The sequence below is a fragment of the Pseudomonas sp. JS3066 genome (assembly GCF_036328175.1).
In the GTDB taxonomy this organism is placed as follows: Bacteria; Pseudomonadota; Gammaproteobacteria; order Pseudomonadales; family Pseudomonadaceae; genus Metapseudomonas.
Genome location: NZ_CP143312.1, coordinates 5147937 through 5168910, shown reverse-complemented (window position 1 = coordinate 5168910; position 20974 = coordinate 5147937). Strand labels below are relative to the sequence as shown.

At 59.3% G+C, this 20974-nt stretch carries 12 protein-coding genes and 3 pseudogenes; 14 read left to right on the top strand and 1 reads right to left on the bottom strand.

The features are described from left to right. Nucleotides 1-94 precede the first annotated feature (94 nt). From SA496_RS24275 to SA496_RS24240, 9 genes and pseudogenes are all read left to right on the top strand, one after another. Nucleotides 95-12301, top strand: coding sequence for a two-partner secretion domain-containing protein (locus SA496_RS24275; RefSeq protein WP_330114605.1), 12207 nt, complete (start codon nucleotides 95-97; stop codon nucleotides 12299-12301). 308 nt (nucleotides 12302-12609) lie between these two features. After that, on the top strand, nucleotides 12610-12894 hold the full coding sequence (locus SA496_RS24270) for a hypothetical protein (RefSeq protein WP_330114604.1): 285 nt from the start codon (nucleotides 12610-12612) through the stop codon (nucleotides 12892-12894). Further along, a complete protein-coding gene (locus SA496_RS24265) occupies nucleotides 12891-13181 on the top strand; it encodes a hypothetical protein (RefSeq protein ID WP_330114603.1) in 291 nt (96 codons plus the stop codon). Before SA496_RS24270 ends, SA496_RS24265 begins: the two co-directional genes overlap by 4 nt. A gap of 305 nt (nucleotides 13182-13486) precedes the next feature. Continuing rightward, nucleotides 13487-14323 (top strand): annotated as a pseudogene (locus tag SA496_RS24260) (hypothetical protein); the annotation flags it as partial. A gap of 365 nt (nucleotides 14324-14688) precedes the next feature. After that, complete coding sequence (locus SA496_RS24255; protein WP_330114601.1) at nucleotides 14689-14925, top strand: hypothetical protein; 237 nt, start codon at nucleotides 14689-14691, stop codon at nucleotides 14923-14925. Nucleotides 14926-15146: 221 nt separating this feature from the next. Then, a pseudogene (locus tag SA496_RS24250) lies at nucleotides 15147-15851 on the top strand (hypothetical protein); the annotation flags it as partial. A 230-nt stretch (nucleotides 15852-16081) separates the two neighbouring features. Beyond that, nucleotides 16082-16492, top strand: a pseudogene (locus SA496_RS29380) (hypothetical protein); the annotation flags it as partial. Nucleotides 16493-16858: 366 nt separating this feature from the next. Continuing rightward, nucleotides 16859-17920 carry a hypothetical protein gene (locus SA496_RS24245; protein WP_330114599.1) on the top strand — a complete coding sequence of 354 codons (1062 nt, stop codon included), beginning with the start codon at nucleotides 16859-16861 and terminating at the stop codon, nucleotides 17918-17920. Continuing rightward, nucleotides 17917-18132 carry a hypothetical protein gene (locus SA496_RS24240; RefSeq protein ID WP_330114598.1) on the top strand — a complete coding sequence of 72 codons (216 nt, stop codon included), beginning with the start codon at nucleotides 17917-17919 and terminating at the stop codon, nucleotides 18130-18132. The genes SA496_RS24245 and SA496_RS24240 overlap by 4 nt, the downstream gene beginning before the upstream one ends. A gap of 25 nt (nucleotides 18133-18157) precedes the next feature. Here SA496_RS24240 and SA496_RS29375 read toward each other — a convergent pair whose 3' ends face one another. Continuing rightward, nucleotides 18158-18274, bottom strand: coding sequence for a SymE family type I addiction module toxin (locus SA496_RS29375; RefSeq protein ID WP_442965097.1), 117 nt, complete (start codon nucleotides 18272-18274; stop codon nucleotides 18158-18160). Between the two features lie 105 nt (nucleotides 18275-18379). Here SA496_RS29375 and SA496_RS29370 point away from each other — a divergent pair, with 105 nt between their 5' ends. The 5 genes from SA496_RS29370 (at nucleotide 18380) to SA496_RS24225 (ending at nucleotide 20878) form a co-directional block, all read left to right on the top strand. Continuing rightward, nucleotides 18380-18508, top strand: coding sequence for an Imm42 family immunity protein (locus tag SA496_RS29370; RefSeq protein WP_442965066.1), 129 nt, complete (start codon nucleotides 18380-18382; stop codon nucleotides 18506-18508). Further along, nucleotides 18454-18843: an Imm42 family immunity protein gene (locus SA496_RS29365; protein ID WP_442965065.1), complete on the top strand. Its 390-nt coding sequence runs from the start codon at nucleotides 18454-18456 to the stop codon at nucleotides 18841-18843. Before SA496_RS29370 ends, SA496_RS29365 begins: the two co-directional genes overlap by 55 nt. 318 nt (nucleotides 18844-19161) lie before the next feature. Further along, nucleotides 19162-19857 (top strand): CsgG/HfaB family protein, encoded by a 696-nt coding sequence (locus SA496_RS24235; RefSeq protein WP_330114597.1) that lies wholly within the window; start codon nucleotides 19162-19164, stop codon nucleotides 19855-19857. A gap of 5 nt (nucleotides 19858-19862) precedes the next feature. Further along, complete coding sequence (locus SA496_RS24230; RefSeq protein WP_330115663.1) at nucleotides 19863-20222, top strand: DUF4810 domain-containing protein; 360 nt, start codon at nucleotides 19863-19865, stop codon at nucleotides 20220-20222. Further along, on the top strand, nucleotides 20219-20878 hold the full coding sequence (locus tag SA496_RS24225) for a DUF799 domain-containing protein (RefSeq protein ID WP_330114596.1): 660 nt from the start codon (nucleotides 20219-20221) through the stop codon (nucleotides 20876-20878). The genes SA496_RS24230 and SA496_RS24225 overlap by 4 nt, the downstream gene beginning before the upstream one ends. The last annotated feature ends 96 nt before the right edge of the window (nucleotides 20879-20974 follow it).

The following is a 20974-nucleotide window of genomic DNA, read 5'->3' as shown; positions in this document are numbered from 1 at the left end:
AGCATCCGCGGCCTGGAGCCGTCAGGCCCTTGCGGATCACACCACCGAATCAGCGTTACGCGACCCGAGCAAGGCCGCCTAAAGAGGACACCACATGGACGTTCGCAGCCCCCTCAACCAATGCATCGCCCTGACCCTGGCCGGCATCCTCTTCCTCAACCCGATCGTCACCGTGGCGGCCGAATTGGCCATCGACCAGGCCGCCGGGGGCAATACCCAACTGGGCCAGGCCGGCAACGGTGTACCGGTGGTCAACATCGCCACACCAAACGGCAGTGGGCTGTCACACAACAAATTCAGCGAGTACAACGTCGGCCAGCAGGGCCTGATCCTCAACAACGCCACGAACAAGACCCAGTCCACCCAGCTGGGCGGGATCATCATCGGCAACCTCAACCTCAAGGGGCAGGCCGCCAGCACCATCCTCAACGAAGTCACCGGCGGCAATCGCAGTCACCTGGGCGGCTATACCGAAGTGGCGGGGCAATCGGCGCGGGTCATCGTCGCCAATCCGCACGGCGTCACCTGCAACGGCTGTGGCTTCATCAACACGCCACGCGCCACGCTGACCACCGGCAAGCCGATTCTGGAGGGCGGAAGACTGGATCGCTTCCAGGTGGATGGCGGCGATATCGCCATCGAGGGCGCGGGCCTCAATGCCGGCAACGTCGACCAGTTCGACCTGATCACCCGAAGCGCCAAGCTCAACGCCGAAATCCATGCACAGGGACTGAACATCGTCGCCGGGCGCAACGACGTGCAGGCCGACAGCCTCGCCGCCACTCCACGCGCGGGGAGCGACGCCGACAGGCCCCAGCTGGCCATCGACAGCTCTGCCTTGGGCGGCATGTACGCAGGCGCTATTCGTCTGGTCGGCACCGAGGCCGGCGTCGGCGTGAAGCTGGCCGGCAATATGGCTGCCAGCGGAGGCGACATCCAGATCGACGCCAACGGCAAGTTGAGCCTGGCGCAAACAGCGGCCGCCGGGGGCTTGCGGATCAATGCGCAAAGCGCCGAACTCACTGGCAAGACCTACGTCGGTGGCAGTGCCTCGCTCGCCACCCAGGGCGACCTCGATAACCGCCAGAGCCTCGCCGCTCGCGATGCCATCCGCCTCTCCAGCGGCGGCCGGTTGAACAACCTGGGGGTGATCGAGGCCGGGGTCAATCCGGACAATAGCCGCAACGCCAGCGGCGACCTCCAGGCTCAGGCGCGGGATGTGCGCAACAACGGCAGCCTGGTGGCCAGCCGCGCCCTTGAGGTCAACGCGAGCCAGGGCCTGGACAACCAGGGCGGCACCCTCAGCGCCCAGGGCAAGGCCAAGGTCGCCGCCACGCAACTCGACAACCGGTCTGGTCGGGTCTTGGCCAAGGGCGATCTGGCGCTCGATGCCGGTGAGCTGAACAACGCTCAGGCTGGTCTGGTGACCAGCGCCGGCACGTTGAACGCTACGCTCGGTCACCTGGATAACCGTGGTGGTGAAATGTCCAGCCAGTCCACGACAAGGCTACAGGCCGGCAGCGTAGATAACCGTGGCGGCAAAGTTACCGGCGAACAGCAACTGCAGTTGGACACCAGCGGCGCGCTGAACAACCAGGGTGGCACGCTCGGGGCCAGCAGCCAGTTGCAAGTAACGGTCGGGTCCCTCGACAACAGCCAGAAGGGCAAACTCAGCAGTCAGGGCAGCCTCGATGTGCAAGTGGCGGGCAAGCTGGACAACCAGCGCGGGGGCCATATCGGCGCCAACGGTTCCACCAACGTTCGGGCCGGCGCCCTGGACAACCGCGCCGGCCAACTTACCAGCGGCGCGACCCTCGACCTGCAAGCAGGGCTTGTGGATAACCGCGATGCCGGCCGTATCGCCAGCAATGGCACGCTGACTGCCAGCGTTACCGGACTGGACCAGCGCGATGGCGGCCAGCTGTACAGCAATACCGACCTCCGCCTTGACCTCAACGGCGGCCACCTGAACAACAGCGGCGGCCTGCTCAATGCGCCCGGCCAGTTGCTGCTGAAGAACCTCGGGGATGTCAGCAACCAGGGCGGTGAAATCTCCAGCCGTGAGGCCTTCACCCTGGCCGCTCGCAACCTCGACAACAGCAGCGGCAAGCTGCTCAGCGACCAGACACTGACCCTGCGCCTCGACCGGCTCCTTAACAACCTCAAGGGGCAGATTTCCGCAGCGTCCCTCGATGCCCACAGTGCCTCCCTGGATAACCACCAGGGGTTAATGAGCAGCACAGGTAGCCTGCTGCTCAAAGTCGACGGCCAGGCGAGCAACCGTGCCGGGGAAATCTCCAGCGGCCATCTCACCCGCCTCGAAGCGGGCAGCCTGGACAACCAGGATGGCGTGCTGCTGGGCGACAACGGCCTGGATGTTTCGCTCAAGGGTGCCTTGAACAACCAGGGCGGCACCTTGGGCTCCGGCAAGAACCTCAATCTGCAAGCCGCCAGCCTGAACAACCAGCGGGGCACGCTGGTCGCAGACGGTAGGCTGACCGCTGACATCCGCGGCCGGCTCGACAACCAGGACAAGGGCAGCCTGCTCGCCAAGGGCGGCATGGAGCTGAAGGCCAGTACGCTGGACAACCGGGGCGGCGAGGTCAGCAGCCAGGGCCGGTTCGCCCTCACCGGCAACCAGTTGGACAATCGCGGTGGCCTTCTCGCCGCAGGCGGCCCGCTGGTACTTGGTATCGACCAACTGGATAACCGCCAACAGGGCCAGATCACCAGCAAGAAGGGCCTGGACTACCAGGGCCAGCGGCTGGACAACCAGGGCGGCCGCATCACGGCGGTCGGTCCCCTATCGCTCAAGGCCGATGAGGTCCAGAACGCTCGAGGCCGCATCGCCAGTCAAGGCGATGTGAGTGCCACTCTGGGCATCCTTGCGCAGCAGGGCGGCGAGCTGGTTGCCCAAGGCAACCTCACCCTCGATGCCACCACTCTGGACAACCGCCAGGGCGGCCTGGTGGGCAGCACAAAAGCGCTGAAACTTGGCGTCGGGCATGTCGACAACCGCGGCGGTGAACTGTCCAGCCAGGCGCGCGTCAGCATCAAAGGCCAGCAACTGGACAACAGCGGCGGCAAGCTCCTGTCCGGCGGCAGCCTGGCGCTGGCCGTGGACCGGCTGATCAACCAGGCCAAGGGGCTGGTCTTTGGGCAGCAGGCGACCACCGTCAACGCCAACAGCCTGGACAACACCGGCGGCACTCTGGCCAGTGCCAAGGCTCTGGTCGTTGCGCTCACCCCCAAGGTGGGCGGGTTTGCGGGCGAACTGGTCAATCGCCAGGGCCTGATCAGCAGCGACGGCGTCCTGGAGCTCAGCGCCAGCCGCATCGACAACCAGGGCGGGGCCCTTTCCAGCGCCAGGGATTTCACCCTGACCAGCGGCGGCCAGCTCGATAACCAGGGCGGCTCCATCGTCAGCGATGGCGCGCTGAAACTGACCAGCGCCGGCCTGGACAATAGCCAGGCGGGAGCGCTCAGCGCCAAGGGCGACGTACGGATCGACACGGGGGGCCTGAACAACAGCCAGGACGGCAAGCTGACCGCCGCCGGCACCCTGAAACTGACCGCCGGCCAGGTGGATAACAGCGGCCAGGGCCGCATCGCCAGCGGCAAGACCCTGACCGCCCGGGTCACCGGGCTGGACCAGCACGATGGCGGCGAACTCTTCAGCAAGGCCGACCTCGACCTCGACCTGCAACAGGGTCTGCTGAACAACGACAACGGTGGTCTGATCAACAGCCCAGGCCAGCTCCTGCTGCGCAACCTGGAGCAGGTCAGCAACCGGGGCGGTGAAATTTCCAGTCAGCAGGGTTTTACCCTGGCGGCCCAACAACTCGACAGCAGCGGCGGCAAGCTGCTCAGCAATCAGGCGCTGGTGCTGCGCATCGGCCAGGCCCTGGACAATGCCAAGGGCGTCATCTCCGCGAAGGGGCTAGACGTTCGCGCAGCCAGCCTGGACAACACCGGGGGCCTGATCGACAGCCGCGACCCACTCAGACTGGTAGTGACCGGTCATTTCGCCAACCAGGGCGGCATCGTTTCGGCTAGCGACAAGCTCGACCTGGAGGTGGCCAGCCTGGACAACCGCGCCGGCGAGATCGCCAGCAAGGGCGACGTCGTCGCCAACATCGGCAGCCTCGACCAGCGTGGCGGCTTGCTGATCGCCCAGGGCGGCATGCGCCTCGAAGGCCAGCACCTCGACAACAGCGCCAATGGCCTGGTCAGCGCCGCCAAGGGACTGACCCTCGACATCGACGACATCGACAACCGCGCCGGCGAAATCTCCAGTCAGGAGACGGTCCAGATCAGCGGCCGGCAGCTCGACAATAGCGACGAAGGCCGCCTGTTGGCCGGCACTCGCCTGGGCCTTGCCGTCGATCGCGTTATCAACCGCAGCAAGGGGCTGATCTCCGGCAAGAGCGGCTTCGAACTCGACGGCCTGAGCCTGGACAACAGCGGCGGCCGCCTGATCAGCCTGCAAACCGTGGATATCGCGCTGCACGGCGTACTGAGCAATGGCCAGGGCCTGATCAGTAGCGAAGGTCGCCTCCAGCTCAGTGTTGGCAGTCTCGACAACAACGCTGGCAGCTTGTCCAGTGCAGGCGCCATGGCGATCACCAGCCGTGGCGCGCTGGGCAATGACAGCGGTCAACTGGTGACCGATGGCACCCTGATGCTGTCCAGCGCCAGCCTGAGCAACCGCCAGGGCGTGTTGTCCGCCAAGGGCCAGACTCAGCTCACCACTGGCGACCTCGATAACAGTCAGGGGCAACTGATCAGTGCCGACGCGCTGACCCTGACCAGCGGGGAGCTCATCAGCAACGGCGGTCGCATCGGCAGCGACAAGGCGCTCAGCGCCAGCGTCTCCCGCCTGGAGCAGCAGGGGGGCCAGCTCTTCAGCAATGCCAGCCTCAGCCTCGACCTCCAGGGTGGCGACCTCGACAACCGCCAGGGGCTGATCAACGCCCCCGGCCAGTTGCTGCTGAAGAACCTGGGCAATGTGAACAACCAGGCCGGCGAAGTCTCCAGCCAGCAGGCCTTCACCCTGGCCGCGCGCAGCCTGGGCAACAGCAGCGGCAAACTGCTCAGCGCCCAGGCCCTGACTCTGCGCATTGACCAGGTACTGGCCAACCTCAAGGGCCTGATCGCCGGTTCGCAACTCGACATTCGCGCCGCCAGCCTGAGCAACAGCGGCGGTACCCTGACCAGCCGTAGCGATACTCGGATCGACGCCAGCGGCACCCTCGTCAACGACGACAAGGGCCTGATCAATGCGACTCAGCAGCTCAGGCTGAATGCCGGCACCCTCGACAACCGTGGTGGATACTTGCTGGCCGGTAGCGCCCTCGACTTGCGCGCCCAAGGCCTCGACAACCGCAACGGCGGCCTGATCAACAGCCAGGGCGGGCTCGACCTACAGGCGGGCAGTCTGGATTCCAGCAGCGGTGGCGAAGTCTCCGCCGAGGGTGCGCTGAACCTCGTTATTGACCAGCTCATCCAGCGCCAGGGCCGGTTGATCGGCGCATCCGGACTCAGCCTAGACCTGAAGGGCGGTGACCTCGACAACCAGGGCGGCCTGATCCTCGCCCAAGGGCCGCTCAGCCTCTCGCGCCTGCGTGACCTGGCCAACCAGAATGGCGAGATCAGCAGCAGCCAGGGCTTTACGCTTGCCCTGCGCAATCTCGACAACCGCGGCGGCAAGCTGATCAGCAGCGGGCAGCTCGGTCTGGCTGGTGCGGCTCTGAACAACCAGGGTGGTTTGCTCTCTGGATGGCAGGGCCTCAGCGTCAGTGGCCAAAGCCTCGACAACCGCAACCTCGGCACCCTCTCCAGCCGCAGCGGCAATTTGACGGTCGACCTCAGTGGCGCCCTGCAGAACAGCGGCGAAGGCGCCCTGGCCAGCCAGGGCCGACTGAACGTCAAGGCGGCCAGCCTGGACAACAGCGGCAAAGGCATTCTCTCCAGCGGGGGCGACCAGCAACTGGACGTTGCCGCGAGTCTGAACAACAGCGCGGGCGGTCAGATCGACAGCGGCGCCAAGCTGACCCTGAAGGCCACCACACTCAACAACACCGCCGGCAGCCTCCAGGCGCAACAGGCGCTGGACCTGGGGGCAACCGACCTCGACAACAGCGGCGGCACACTGGTCGGCAATGGCGCTGTCACCCTGGACCTGCTCGGCACCCTCGGCAACGCCAACGGCCAGCTGGCCAGTGTGGGGCCGCTGCTGATGCAGCGCGCGACCCGGGTCGACAACCAGGGCGGCCAGATCGTCAGCCAGGGTGCGCTCTCCCTCAACAGCGGCGACCTGGACAACCGCAATCGCGGCACCCTTGCGGCCAATGGCGCCCTGCTGCTGCGCACGACCGGCGCAGTGCAGAACGACAATGACGGCCTCGTCTACAGCCGCGATGCTGGCGTGCATATTGAGTCCGCCAGCCTGGGTAACAGCCAGGGTGCCATCCAGGCCCAGGGCGACCTTGCCATCATCACCGGAGACTTCTCCAACCTGGGCGGGCAAGCCCTCAGCCAGACGGGCAACCTGGATATCGCCGCCGGCAACCTGGACAACCGGGACGGAACCCTGGCCAGTCTGCAAGGCTGGATCAAGGCCCGCCTCGGCGGCTGGCTGAACAACGGCAGCTACGGTGGCAAGGGCGGTACGGTCCAGGGCCAATCCCTGGACCTGGCGGCCAGCGCCGTGGTCAACCAGGGCGGGCATCTGTCGGCAGTGGCGGGCAATGCGCTGCTGGCCACCGCCAGCCTGGATAACAGCCAAGGCGGCCTCTATGCCAAGCAACTGCTCAAGGTCACCGGCAACAGTCTTATCAACGCCGGGCAGATCGCCGGCCAAAGCATCGATTTCAGCCTGGCCGGTGCCCTGAACAACCAGCAGGGCATCATCGAGAGTGACACCAGCCTGACCCTGGCTGCTGCGTCGCTGGACAACCACGGCGGGCAGCTGCGCGCCCTGGGCGCCAGCGGTCGCACCCAGCTGAACGTACAGGGTTCGCTGGATAACCGCAGCGGCATCCTGGAAGCCGCCAACACCGACTTCGGCCTGGCTGCGGGGAGCTTCCAGAATGCGGGTGGCAAGCTGCTCCACGTTGGCAGCGGCGCCTTCGACATCTCCCTGCCCAACGTGGTCAACGCCGGCGGCAGCATCGTCACGCAAGGCGGCCTGACCCTCAACGCCGACAGCTGGACCAACAGCACCACCATCCAGGCCGGGCGCCTGACGGTGAACGTCGGTCAGTTCCACCAGGACGCCAGCGGTCAATTGCTGGCTGGCAACGCCTTCACCGGCAGCGGCGACAACTGGACCAACGATGGCCTGATCGCCAGCGACGGCACGCTCAGCCTCAACCTCAGCGGCATCTACGGCGGCAGCGGGCGTGTGACCAGCGTGGGCGACCTCGACCTGAGCGCCACCCAACTGACCCTGCCCACGCCCGGTCGCATCACTGGCGGAGGCAACACCAGCATTGCCGTGGCCAGTCAGCTCGACAACAGCGGCGTCATCACCTCCGCCAGCGGGCTCACCGTCAGCGCAGGAGCACTGAACAACTACGGGACGCTGGGTAGCGCGCAGCAACTGCGCTTGGTAACGCCGAACCTGCTCAACCAGAACGGCCTGATCTTCAGTGGCGAGGACATGACGCTGCGGGTGGGCAAATTCACCAACCGCTACGCGGATGTGCACAGCCTCGGTGCGCTGGATTTCGCTGCCAACGATGCGGGCGGGTACAGCACCCTGCTGGAGAACATTTCCGCGACAATCGAGAGCGTCGGCGACATGAGTCTGGCAGCCGCCAGCATCATCAATCGCAAGGACTTCTTCTCTGTATCCGAGCGACTGGTTGCAGGCTCCATCACTTTCCACTGCTACAACTGCAAGGGGCGGCATTACGACCTCGATTACTTCGTCAACGAAGAAATCGAGCGGACCGTGACTGCCGACTCCGCAGCCTCGACCATTGCGGCAGGCAACAACCTCAACGTCTCTTCCAGCCGCTTCGACAACCAACACAGCCTGGTTTCGGCCGCCGGCAACATCACGATCAACACCGGGATTTTCAACAACGAAGGCGCCGCAACGGAGAGCATCGTCCGCTCCCGCACATTCCGTAAAACCGACGATACCGAGCCTTCATCGGTGTTCTACGCACTCATCAACGGGCAATTGGCGGAGTACAACCAGTACAACTCGAGGTACGTGCATCAATACACGAAGAAGATTGGAGGCCGGGATCCAGTCGAGATCATCCTCCGTAGCGATCAGCAGGTAACCAGTACTCCCAATCCGAACTTCAATCCGAGCTTCGAGCACGGCATACCGGATCGCTTTTACAGCTACATCCTGGCCAGTTCTTCCGAGACCACCATCAACAGCGGTGTTGCGGCGAACGCCATCGTCCAGGCCGGCGGCAACGTTTCCATCAATGCGTCCAGCAGCCTGGGTAATGGCGTCAGCCGTAGCAACGTCACCCATGCGGGCGGTAGCAACAAGGTCTCCGACACCTCGGTCGGGTCTGGCACGGGCAGCACAGTCGTTCAGATCAAGGCCCAGTTGCCACCGGATCTGGCCCAGCAGCAGGTCAACCCCCTGACCCTCCCTGGTTTCAGCATCCCCAGTGAACAGAATGGCCTTTTCCGCCTGAGCAGCACCGCCGCCAGTGATGCCGACGCGACCCAGGCCGACCAGGGGCCGCAGAGCTGGAACATGGCCGGTGGCAGCATCGGTCTCGCCCAGCGTGAACGCGACCTGACCGACACCCAGGCGCGCCAGGCCCAGATCGACGAGCGAGGACCGGTACGCATCGGTACCGGCCAGATGGAGTTGGGTAACCGCCCGCTCATCGACGGTGTCAACGTAGGAACTATTCGCGTGGAGACGGGGAGCGCGTCCACCGGTGTCGTAGTACCCGAGCGGACTGATGTGGCCGGCACTCCCTCCCAGGGTGGTGCCATCACCGGTGTGCCGGGCGGCACCAGCAATCCGCCCACCCAGACGGTGGATCGCGTCCAGGGGCTTCCTGCCTCCAGTGGTCAACCTAAACCTCATAAGTACCTGGTCGAAACCAACCCGGAGCTCACTAACCTCAAGCAATTCCTCAGCTCCGACTACCTGCTCGGCAACCTCGGCTACGACCCGGACCAGGCACAGAAACGCCTGGGCGATGGCCTCTACGAACAGCGCCTGGTGCGCGAGGCCATCGCCGCCCGCACCGGCCAGCGCTTCCTCGATGGACTCAGCAGCGACGAAGCGATGTTCCGCTACCTGATGGACAACGCCATTGCCAGCAAGCTGCAGCTCAACCTCAGCGTCGGCGTGGGCCTCTCCGCCGCCCAGGTGGCGGCCCTGACCCACGACATCGTCTGGCTCGAAGAACACGAGGTAAATGGCGAGAAGGTGCTGGTCCCTGTGCTCTACCTGGCCCAGGCCAACAACCGCCTCGCCCCGAACGGCGCGCTCATCCAGGGCAAGGACGTGGCGCTGATCTCCGGTGGTGAACTGAGCAACCAAGGCACCCTGCGGGCCAGCAACAACCTCAGCGCCTCCGCCGGCAACATCATCAACGGTGGCCTGATCGAAGCGGGAAACCGCCTCGACTTGCTGGCTACTGACAGCATCCGCAACGCCCAGGGCGGGATCATTGCCGGCCGCGATGTCAGTGCCATCGCCCTCACCGGAGACGTCGTCAATGAGCGTAGCCAGGGCTCCCTGCTGCATGTCGGGCCCAGTACGCGTCAAGACAGCGTCATGGACAACGCTGCCCGAATCGAGGCGGGCAACAATCTCAGCCTCTCGGCCGGACGCGACCTCGCCAACATTGGCAGCGTGCTGAGTGCCGGCGGTAATGCCAGCCTGAGTGCGGGGCGCGATCTGCTCATCGCCTCCGCCACCGAGGTGGATACCGCCGAAGGCCATGCCAAGAAGTCGCGCTGGACTGAAACCGACATCACCCAGCATCGCAGCGAGGTGCAGATTGGTGGCGACCTCAAGATCGAAGCCGGCCGCGATCTGGCGGTCATTGCCAGTCGTGTCGGCGTCGGTGGCGATGTCGACCTGGCCGCCGGGCGTGATCTCGATATCGCCTCAGCCGCTAACGAAAGCCACTACGAGTACCACTACAAGGAGGGTGGCAAGAAGCTCGATATCCAGAACGACCAGGTCCGCCAACAGGGCAGTGAAATCACCGCCGGTGGCGGCCTGAGCCTGGTCAGCGGCAACGACCTGAGCATTACCGCCAGCCGCGTAGAGGCAGGCGATGAAGCCTACCTCTACGCGGGCAACGACCTCAGCTTGCTGGCGGCCGAAGACAGCGACTACTCGCTGTACGACAAGAAGAAAAAGGGCAGCTTCGGCAGCAAGAAAACCCAGCTCGACGAAGTCACCGACGTACGTAACGCCGGCAGCGAAATCATCAGCAGCGGTGACCTCACCCTGGTCAGCGAAGGTGACCAGCGCTACCAGAAGGCCAAGCTGGAATCCGGCGCCGACCTCACCCTGGACAGCGGCGGCGCGATTGCCTTCGAAGCAGTGAAGGACCTGCACCAGGAAAGCCACGAGAAGAGCAAGAGCGACCTCGCCTGGACTTCCATGAAGGGCAAGGGCACCACCGACGAGACGGTGAGGCAGAGCGAACTCGTCGCCCAGGGCAACATCGCCATCAAAGCGGTGGATGGCCTGAATATCGACCTCAAGCACATCGACCGGCAGACCGTCAGCCAGACCATCGACGCCATGGTCGAAGCCGATCCGAACCTGGCCTGGATCAAGGAGCTGGAACAGCGCGGTGACGTCGACTGGCAGCGGGTTAAGGAAATCCACGACAGCTTCAAGTACAGCCATTCGGGATTGGGGGCGGGGGCGCAGTTGGCGATTGCGATTGCCATGGCGGCGACCGTGGGGCCGGCGGCTGGCGCGGCTATAGGGGGAGGCACGGGCAGTGCGATAGTCGGAGCGGTCGCGACCACGGCCGCGACCAAAGGCAGCGTCAGCGTCATCAACAATCAGGGCGATCTGGGCGCCGCGTTCAAGGACGCTACCTCCAAAGAGAGCCTGAAGGATTACGTCGTGGCCGGCGCCACGGCGGGGCTGACCTCAAGCCTCTTCGACAAGTTGTTCGGGACCCAGACCAACACCTTCACGGACAAGGTCAATAACGTCGATCTGGGGACGCTGGAAGGCGTCGGCAACTTCGCCGGCAACCAACTGGCCCAGAGCGGCACAGCGGCGGCGCTGAACAAGCTGATGGGGCGTGATGCTTCGTTCAGGGATGCCTTGCAGGGCGCGCTTTACAACACCCTGGCCGCAGCCGCCTTCAACGCCGTGGGCGACTTCACCGAAGACAAGTGGGTCGATGGTTCCCCGCAAAAGGTGGCTATCCACGCCATCGTCGGCGGCCTGCTCAGCGAAGCCACTGGGGGCGATTTCAAGACCGGCGCCATTGCAGCAGGTGCCAACGAAGCGTTGGTCGTGCAGCTCGATGCACTGGTGAAGGGTGATCCGAACCTGCTGACCATGTCCTCGCAACTGGTTGGCCTTGTCGCGGCAGCGGCGGTGGATGGGGACATCGAGAAGGGCGCGTGGGTCGCGCAGAACGCGACGCAGTACAACTACCTCGGTCACCAGGAACTCGATGACCTAGAGAAAGAAAGTCGCGAGTGCTCGGCGCGGGGCAACTGTGAGCTGGTGAAACAGAGGTTCCGCGAGCTTAGCGTTGCCAATGATGACGCGATGAGTTCCATGTGCAGCAGCAATCCGGCCCTCTGTACTCAGTACTACGGCGATTTGCTTCATGAACGGAACAGCTTGCAAGAGAGGCTGGCCGGGATGTACTTCGATGACAGCATCCCTTCGTTGTTCAAGGATGATCTGCACCGCTATCAAATGCAGAATTCCAGTGCGATCGGAGTCCTGACCCAAGCGGGTTCGCGGCTTGAGCTGGAAAGCAAGGGGGTTTCGCCCGAGAAGGCCGGTTGGGGAGCGGATCTCCTGGCGGCAATGGGTGGGTTTCTCGGAAACAAGGGAGGCGTTTCACGAACTCCAGTATTTACAACAAACAAAGAGGCGCGGGTTGCAGCTGAGGGTCTAGGGTTTAAAAGAGTGGCAGAGACAGTTCATGGCGGTCAGTTGGTTTACAAGAAGGGGAATTTATATATAACAAGGGACTTGGATGGACATAACGGCGGGGCATGGAAAATGGCTACTTCCATAAAGGATCTTTCGAGCAAGGGTACGCGTATGGGGACATATGATAAAAATCTTAATCGCATAGGTGACTAGATTGTGGATAAGTTATTGGAGAGTAATGGTTGGCGATCTGTCGGGAAGACAATCAGGCAGTTGATTGTTGAGTTGGAGACTTTTGATGATAAAGATCTCGTGGTGGAGATCTCAATCGATGGAGGGGAGAGTGGAAAGGCAATAAGTCTGGTGGGGAAAAAAGACGGAAAGTGCATGTTGATTCATGTTGAGTGAACTGCAAAAAGGAATTCCTATTTCTACACTGACGAGAGGCGAGTTAATTTCTGGTTTGCCTGCGGGTACCAAGATCACCCCTGAAAGCGTTGTCGATATTCGGAAGTTTCCAGATGGTACGAACCGTATGGCTTGAAACTGGCAGTGATGCTGCCGGGCTGCGGCATATCTACAAGCGACATGAAGTCAATTTCGTTAACAAAGGAATCTTGCGTGACGAGATTCCAATAGTTGTAATGAATGCTCTTGAGCATGGAAAAATTGTTGGAACCAATGATTCGACCAATGTTTATCGCATCACGCACAATGGCGTTGAGCAAAATATCGCAATTGGGGTTGGCTCGAACGGTTTTGTGGTTCGAGCGAATCCGGTCAGCTCTTGGAAACCATTGCCATGATTAAGTTTAGAATGGCGAGAGAATATTTGGCTGGACCGATATTCTGCCCGGAACCGGATTGCATGGGACCCATTGATGTTGACGACTTACCGCTTTCTCTAGAGTTAAAGGCCGAAATCACTACATGGGACAGTGATTATCAGGCGACGTTCAACAGCGACTATCCGCCTGATTCTGGGTTTGGTGCGCCTGAGATGGAGCTTCGACATATAGCTGAGGGGCAAAAATTGGCCAAAGAAATACAGAAAGAATTAGGGGCTGACTATGCAGTCGAGTACTACCCATAACAGGGGGAAAGGATTCTCAGATTTATTTTCCCTACTCTAATTTCTCCAGACTATCACTCCACGTCGGCTTCGGACGCTGGTTGCGGACATTTCCTCAGGCCCAATCATCCTAGCTCTTGCATACAGATAGTTCGGGGTTTGGCTTCATTCTGGGTTGCTTCCGTTCATTAACAAACCAATCGATTTGACCGTCAAAGGCGCCCAGGCTGGTGCGCCTTTGAGTCGCCGGGCGCGATATCAGAGCCATCGCCCTCACCCGCGACATCGTCAATGAGCTGGACGGCTTCACCGAAGACAAGTGGGTCGATGGCTCCCCGCAAAAGGTGGCTATCCACGCCATCGTCGGCGGCCTGCTCAGCGAAGCCACTGGAGGTGATTTCAAGACCGGCGCCATTGCAGCTGGTGCCAACGAAGCGTTGGTCGTGCAGCTCGATGCACTGGTGAAGGGTGATCCGAACCTGCTGACCATGTCCTCGCAACTGGTTGGCCTTGTCGCGGCATCGGCGGTGGATGGGGACATCGAGAAGGGCGCGTGGGTCGCGCAGAACGCTACGCAGTACAACTACCTCACCCATGCGCAGGAAGCTGAAAAAGACCGCGAGATGGAGGGCTGTAAGGAAGACAAACTCTGTCGAGTGGAGAAAGCAACTAAGTGGGCACTGATAGATGCTCAGCAAGACCTTGGCATCGTTGTTGGCGTTGGAGGTGGAATCGGGCTTTCGGCTGCAGAAACAGTCGAGGGTGTTCTCGAACTGGTGCAACATCTGCCGGAAACAGTCAAGGCGCTGAAACAGCTGGCAAGCTCGCCCGAATTCCGCCAGCAATTCACCGATAGCTACGTCAGCGATCTGGAGCAGAGAGCTGCAAGGCTGACCCAGGCCTACAACGATGCGGGGTGGCAGGGATCAGTCACCGCTGGCGTTGAAGGTGCGCGCTTCGCGGTTGAGCTGGTTGGCGTCTTGACCGCAGTTCGTGGCACTGCGCAAGTTGCGGCTAAGCTACCCGATGCTGCCAAGCAGGTTGTCAATGTCATTGCTGAAGCTCCCGCATCCGGAGGTTGGAAAGCACAGGTCGGAGCTGTTGGTGATCTGGGTAAGCTTGAGGTTCCGGGTGGTGCAAAGGCAACAAGCAAGGTAATTGCTCAGTATGGGCCTATGAATCAAGGTCCACTACCCAAGGGAATCGCAGACACATTCCGTAGTGGAACTTATCATGAGGTTGTAACGACGGAGCCAACTAAGCTCTACCGAGTAATTAGTGATAATGGTAATCCGACAGGAGGGTACTGGACACGAACTAAACCGGAAGGTCCAGTTCAGTCAATTATTGACAGTGCGCTTGATCAAAAATGGGGAAATACAGCGACTAAAATTGTTGAAATGCAAGTGCCTATTGGTTCGCGGTTATTTGAAGGAGTCGCTGCTCCTCAGCGTGGTTTGGTTGGTGGTGGTAACCAGATTTACTTTGATAAGACTCTTAATCCACTAAAGTCGGACTGGATAAGGTAATGAGTGATTGTTATTGGGAAGAAATTCATGAGTTTAATTCATTGAATGAGTATCGTCGTTTTGTTCAATGGATTGAGAGTCAAGTGGAGCAGGGTATTTCTGAGGAGGTTATTGAGCTGGGGAAGCACTCTGGCGAATGGGATGACCGTTGGTTTAAGTGCAAGCTTTCAGGTAAAGTTTGGAAGTTATCCTGTCCTGATCCTGGATATTTTTCGGGGTCTTGGTTACCTGTTTGAGTTGTAGGAGTTCAGACTTAATCTGACATCGAGGAAAAGGGGATAGATTTATTTTTCCTACTTTAATTTTTTGCAGACTAACACTCCACGTCGACTTCGGGCGCTGATTGCGGACATTTCTTCAGGCCCAACCATCCAGTCTCTTGCATACAGGTAGTTCGGGGTCTGGCTTCATGCTGGGCTGCTTCCGTTCATTAGGGATGGTCTGAAATAGCCTACCGGAAACAGTCAAGGCGCTGAAACAGCTGGCAAGCTCGCCCGAATTCCGCCAGCAATTCACCGATAGCTACTTCAGCGATCTGCAGCAGAGAGCTGCAAGGTTGACCCAGGCCTACAACGATGCGGGGTGGCAGGGATCAGTCACCGCTGGCGTTGAAGGTGCGCGCTTCGCGGTTGAGCTGGTTGGCGTCTTGACCGCAGTTCGTGGCACTGCGCAAGTTGCGGCTAAGCTACCCGATGCTGCCAAGCAGGTTGTCAATGCCATTGCTGAAGCTCCCGCATCCGGAGGTTGGAAAGCACAGGTCGGAGCTGTTGGTGATCTGGGTAAGCTTGAGGTTCCGGGTGTTCCAAAAGCAACAAGTGGCCCAGTAGAGCTTAAGTTCGACAAAACTACTCGCAGTTGGACAACTCCCGCAGGGCTTGATTACGGGCAGGGTTCTATTCACGGAAATCGAGTGAAGCACGTTTTGGATCACGCAGCGCCGAATCCAAACAAAACAACACACAGTGTGTTTAATGTGGATCGGAAAGAAGTTTTAGGTCTGATCGATCAGGCGTGGCTTAAGAAAGGGGGCTCGGTGTCTGGAGATCCAGGTGCTTATATTGTTCCAATGGGGCGTGCTATCGGAACAGCTGGTGAAACCAGCATAAAAATAATCCTTCGACCAGGCACGAATAAGATAATTACTGCCTACCCTGTCAAGTAGAGGTTTAAAATGCTTTGTCCAAGATGTGAGCAGGGTGATATTTGCAGGGCTCAGATCAAGTCAAGTGGAAAGCTTGTGTATGTCTGTCAAGAATGTGAGGCGACATGGTTCTCGGCTGAGGCCATTGGAGTTGATGCTTTTGTAGACTTTGGGTCTTACATGGAGGAACTTGGCCTCCCGCCATTGTGGAGCTCTTTAGTTTTGCTGCCTGATTAGTTGGTTCAAAAGGAACTGCGTCAGCAGGGAAAATAAAGATTGAGCCCGGTGCAATACCTGATTCAAACGAAATTCGTGCAGGGCAAGGATTATCCGGCCTCGGTTGCGACGTTACTCACCAGACCACAGCGTCAGCCAAAGGTGTTCAAGGGCAGCGCACTGCGGATTTACATGTTGATGGGCTTGGTTCTATTGATGTGTATATGCCGCAGGATCTTGATCCGACCAAGATTGTTCGAGCGATAGAGAAGAAGTCAAACCAGGCCGGTGGAGTTCTTGTGCAGGCGGATTTGCCAAGTACTGATATGTCTTCTATTGCCTCCCGTATTTGGGGGAAAAATAATGCACAGAGGATAAAGATTATCTTTTTCCAGAAGCCTGACGGATCATTGGTTAGATTTGATCGACCGGTTGGAGGAGGTTAGTTATGCCTAAGTACTCATGCGTCTGTGGCTACGTTATGAACCTCTCTCAAGGGTGGTCTGACTACGAGTTGACTCTTATTCCTGAGTCAACAATAGAGGCGCTGGGGGATAGTCTGGACAGTGAGGATAAGCTTTCTTCTGATCAGCTATATCAAGCTCTCGATGAAGAAGCTATTACAGTTTATAGGTGTCCAAAGTGTAGAAGGCTGCACTTGGAAGAGGGGCCGAATAAATTCACTACTTATGTGGTTGAATAAATTTACCAAGCGAAAAGCCTCAGCCAAAGGGAAAGGACGAGAAAAGGGGGTGGATTTATTTTCTCCACTCTAACTTCAGCTATCGCGGAGTCGAAACGTGTAGGGGGGTATGCCAACCTCCCGAATCATCAGTCTGCCAGATGATTCAAGGAAGGGTGATCCGAACCTGCTGACCATGTCCTCGCAACTCGTTGGCCTTGTCGCGGCAGCGGCGGTGGATGGGGACATCGAGAAGGGCGCATGGATCGCGCAGAACGCGACGCAGTACAACTACCTCACCCATGCGCAGGAAGCTGAAAAAGACCGCGAGATGGAGGGCTGTAAGGAAGACAAACTCTGTCGAGTGGAGAAAGCAACGAAGTGGGCACTAATAGATGCCCAGCAAGACCTTGGCATCGTTGTTGGCGTTGGAGGTGGAATCGGGCTTTCGGCTGCAGAAACAGTCGAGGGTGTTCTCGAGCTGGTGCAACATCTGCCGGAAACAGTCAAGGCGCTGAAACAGCTGGCAAGCTCGCCCGAATTCCGCCAGCAATTCACCGATAGCTACGTCAGCGATCTGGAGCAGAGAGCTGCAAGGCTGACCCAGGCCTACAACGATGCGGGGTGGCAGGGATCAGTCACCGCTGGCGTTGAAGGTGCGCGCTTCGCGGTTGAGCTGGTTGGCGTCTTGACCGCAGTTCGTGGCACTGCGCAAGTTGCGGCTAAGCTACCCGATGCTGCCAAGCAGGTTGTCAATGCCATTGCTGAAGCTCCCGCATCCGGAGGTTGGAAAGCACAGGTTGGAGCTGTTGGTGATCTGGGTAAGCTTGAGGTTCCGGGTGGTGCAAAAGGGGGAACACTACCTAAAAAGACTATCGAAGAATTCTCTAGTGCAGGGAAGGTTCTTGATTCTGCTGACAAGTCTGGACAGCTAACAGTCGCAGGTAGAGCACTTCAAAAGCATGGAGGTCGTGAGGGTAGTTCATTCCCTGGGGCTAAAGGAAAACCGTCGGACATAAATACTCAGGGTCAAAAAATAGTAGATGAAATATTGAATAATCCTGCTAAAACCGTAACTCATAAGGAAACAGGACGATTTGGAAAAGTTATAGATATAACTGCTCCGGATGGCAGAGGGCTTCGTTATGACTCAGCCGGGAAATTAATCGGTTTCTTGGAACCCCCAAAATGAAAAAGCTGTCGGCCGTAATATCTAGCCCGTTAGATCGAGAAAATATTGTTTTTGAAATATGGTTTGAAGCAAGGCAAGTTGCCGAAGTCTCTCATGAGCCCGGCTGCCCGATAGAAATAGAAATTTATCCAGCTCCAGAAGGTGAAGCCTGGAAATTTGATCTAGATGAATTTAAGGCTATTTTGGAAAAGGCAATTATTAATTTGAAGTAAATATACCCAAGCCGGGGATATTTTCTTACTCCGCCGTAATCACCAAACACCCCTTCATCACTCGAACTTTAACGTTCTCGTTCACCTCAAACCCTGCTTGCTGTAGCCACAGCCACAGCCACAGCATCCTGATCCAGGGCACGGGCCGGGAGGTGGATTGGAACGGGAGCACCGGAGACGTTAAAAATCCACTGACGAGTACTCAAGTGCCAAATGACGTTCAAAAACAGCTCGGGGTGAGGCTTAGATGATATACGGGAATCCATTCTATTTTGCTCTTCAGTTTGATGTTGTTGAGTCTTGGAATGCGCAAGGTAACGAGTGGGGAATGGTGTATTCGCAGTCTATGTTGACGGCGCCAGGATCTTTTCGTTAGTTGATTCTGTCGAGTTGCGCACAGCATTTGAATTCTTCAAGAAGATGCCAATTGACGGAGTAGGGTTCGGACGTTCTGATGTTGCCGCGATCAAAGTATTCGAGAATGCGTATAAGTATTTTGTGGGCGATGGTGAGGCGCTAATAGAGGGGGTTCTTAGTTTAACTTGTACGGCGATGGGTGACAGCGGTCTCAATGTCTACCTGATGAGGTCACCTTCTGGAGATCGCGTCATATGGTCCTTAGACTGCGGTGTGATGGTCTCGGAATGCGTACTGGATACAGGGGCTTTTTCCGGTGTTGTTGGTGATATTCCACTAATATTCATGGGGTAAGTTCACAAAAATAGGGGGTGGACTGGAAAAGGGGGAATATTAATTTTCCCTGCTCTAATTTTGGGGGGAGAGCAGGCTTTATTTATCCATTGATTTTTTGGTCTTGTCAGATTAATTCAAATGGCGCTTTAGTCCTACGCCGGTTTGGGACTTATCCTAGCGGACTTATAGGCATCAACATTGTTTCCCTCGTGCACAATTCGCCGACTTCCCTGGCTTGTCGAGTTATCTTCAGTATCTGCTCTGGATATTGAGGATATGTTGTCTTTTCAAGTTCATGGGGTCGGAAGGAAATACAAGAACGAGAGGATTGTGCGGATGCACACGAAAGTAGTGTCACTCATGGCCAGTTCGGCCGTTTTTTTCATCCTGGCGGGATGCGCCTCCGAAACGTCGAGATCACTGCCGATCAAGCAGGTCGAGAGTGCCACTCGGCCTTACTCCGGAGTGCGTACGCCTATTTCTGTAGGCAAGTTCGACAATCGTTCGAGCTATATGCGCGGGATATTCTCCGACGGTGTGGATCGCTTGGGCGGGCAGGCGAAGACCATCCTGATCACGCATCTGCAGCAATCCAGCCGATTCAATGTCCTGGACCGGGACAACCTCGCGGAAAGCCGGCTCGAAGCTTCGATCACGGGCGAGGCCCAGCGTTTGAAGGGCGCTCGTTTTGTGGCGACTGGCGATGTGACCGAGTTCGGCCGAAAGGAAGTCGGCGACCGCCAGCTGTTCGGCATTCTCGGGCGCGGCAAGTCCCAGGTGGCGTATGCCAAGGTCGACCTGAATATCGTCGATGTGTCCACGTCGGAAGTCGTCTATTCCACGCAGGGCGCCGGCGAGTACTCGTTGTCGAACCGCGAGATCATCGGGTTCGGCGGCACGGCCAGTTACGACTCCACCTTGAACGGGAAGGTGCTGGATCTGGCCATCCGCGAAGCCGTCGAGGCGTTGGCGAAGGCGTTGGACAGTGGCAGCTGGGCAACGGTGGCTCGCCAGACAGAGGAGCTCCTGTGATGCGTATGGAATCAAGGGCGGCGCTGTTTACGCTGCTGCTGGCGGTCTGTGCGGGCCTCGCCGGCTGCGCCGGACCGCAGCCGCTGTACCAGTGGGAGGGCTACCAGACCCAGGTTCGCGAGTACTTCAAGGGAGAGCCTCGGGAGGCCCAGGTCGAGGCGCTTGAGCAGGGGCTGCAGAAGATCAGGGCCAAGGGCGGCGCTGTGCCGCCGGGCTACCACGCCCAGTTGGGCTTGCTCTATAGCAGCATGGGTCGCGATGACCAGATGGTGCAGCAGTTCGAGACGGAAAAGGCGCTCTTCCCCGAGTCCACCGCCTATATGGACTTCCTGCTGGACAACGCCGGGCAAGGAGGCAAGCCATGACGTTCCGTCTACTGAAAGGCGTGGCCTGCGTGACCCTCGCCATGGTGTTCGCCGGCTGTGCCGAGGTCAGGACCATCGACTACTCGGCCTTCAAGGAAAGCCGGCCGCGCTCGGTGGTGGTATTGCCACCGCTGAACGAGTCGCCGGATGTACAGGCAACGTACGGGCTGCTTTCCCAGGTCACGGTGCCGCTGGCGGAGGCGGGCTACTACGTGCTACCGGTGACGCTGGTGGATGAGACCTTCCGGCAGAACGGCCTGACGACGCCTGGGGATATCCATCAGGTGGAGCCTGCGAAGCTGAGGGAAATATTCGGGGCGGACGCCGCCCTGTATCTCTCGGTCAAGGAGTACGGCACCAGTTACAAGCTGATCGCCAGCGAGACGGTGGTAACCGTCAGCGCCAAGTTGGTCGACACCAGGACCGGAGTCGCGCTCTGGACGGGCAGCGCACGGGCTTCCAGCGAAGAGAACAACCAGAACAGCGGTGGTCTGGTGGGCATGCTGGTGGCCGCTGCGGTCAAGCAGATCATCAACAGCGTCCAGGAGGATGCGGCATACCCGATCGCCGGCCTGGCGGCCGGGCGTTTGCTGCTTCCCCGGCAACCCGCTGGCATCCTGCATGGGCCTCGCTCACCCCACTACATGACCGACTAGGGCATCGTGGCTCTATGAAGCAAGCCCCCGCCGAATCACCTCGGCGGGGGCCTCTTTATGGGGGCAGTTCTTTAGTTCGCTGCATCCAGCAACCGC

Bases quoted from the DNA above. Each gene is read 5' to 3' on its own strand.
- SA496_RS24275 (WP_330114605.1), top strand. From the start codon at position 95: ATGGACGTTCGCAGCCCCCTCAACCAATGCATCGCCCTGACCCTGGCC.
- SA496_RS24270 (WP_330114604.1), top strand. From the start codon at position 12,610: ATGGTACGAACCGTATGGCTTGAAACTGGCAGTGATGCTGCCGGGCTG.
- SA496_RS24265 (WP_330114603.1), top strand. From the start codon at position 12,891: ATGATTAAGTTTAGAATGGCGAGAGAATATTTGGCTGGACCGATATTC.
- SA496_RS24255 (WP_330114601.1), top strand. From the start codon at position 14,689: ATGAGTGATTGTTATTGGGAAGAAATTCATGAGTTTAATTCATTGAAT.
- SA496_RS24245 (WP_330114599.1), top strand. From the start codon at position 16,859: ATGCCAACCTCCCGAATCATCAGTCTGCCAGATGATTCAAGGAAGGGT.
- SA496_RS24240 (WP_330114598.1), top strand. From the start codon at position 17,917: ATGAAAAAGCTGTCGGCCGTAATATCTAGCCCGTTAGATCGAGAAAAT.
- SA496_RS29370 (WP_442965066.1), top strand. From the start codon at position 18,380: ATGATATACGGGAATCCATTCTATTTTGCTCTTCAGTTTGATGTTGTT.
- SA496_RS24235 (WP_330114597.1), top strand. From the start codon at position 19,162: ATGCACACGAAAGTAGTGTCACTCATGGCCAGTTCGGCCGTTTTTTTC.
- SA496_RS24230 (WP_330115663.1), top strand. From the start codon at position 19,863: ATGGAATCAAGGGCGGCGCTGTTTACGCTGCTGCTGGCGGTCTGTGCG.
- SA496_RS24225 (WP_330114596.1), top strand. From the start codon at position 20,219: ATGACGTTCCGTCTACTGAAAGGCGTGGCCTGCGTGACCCTCGCCATG.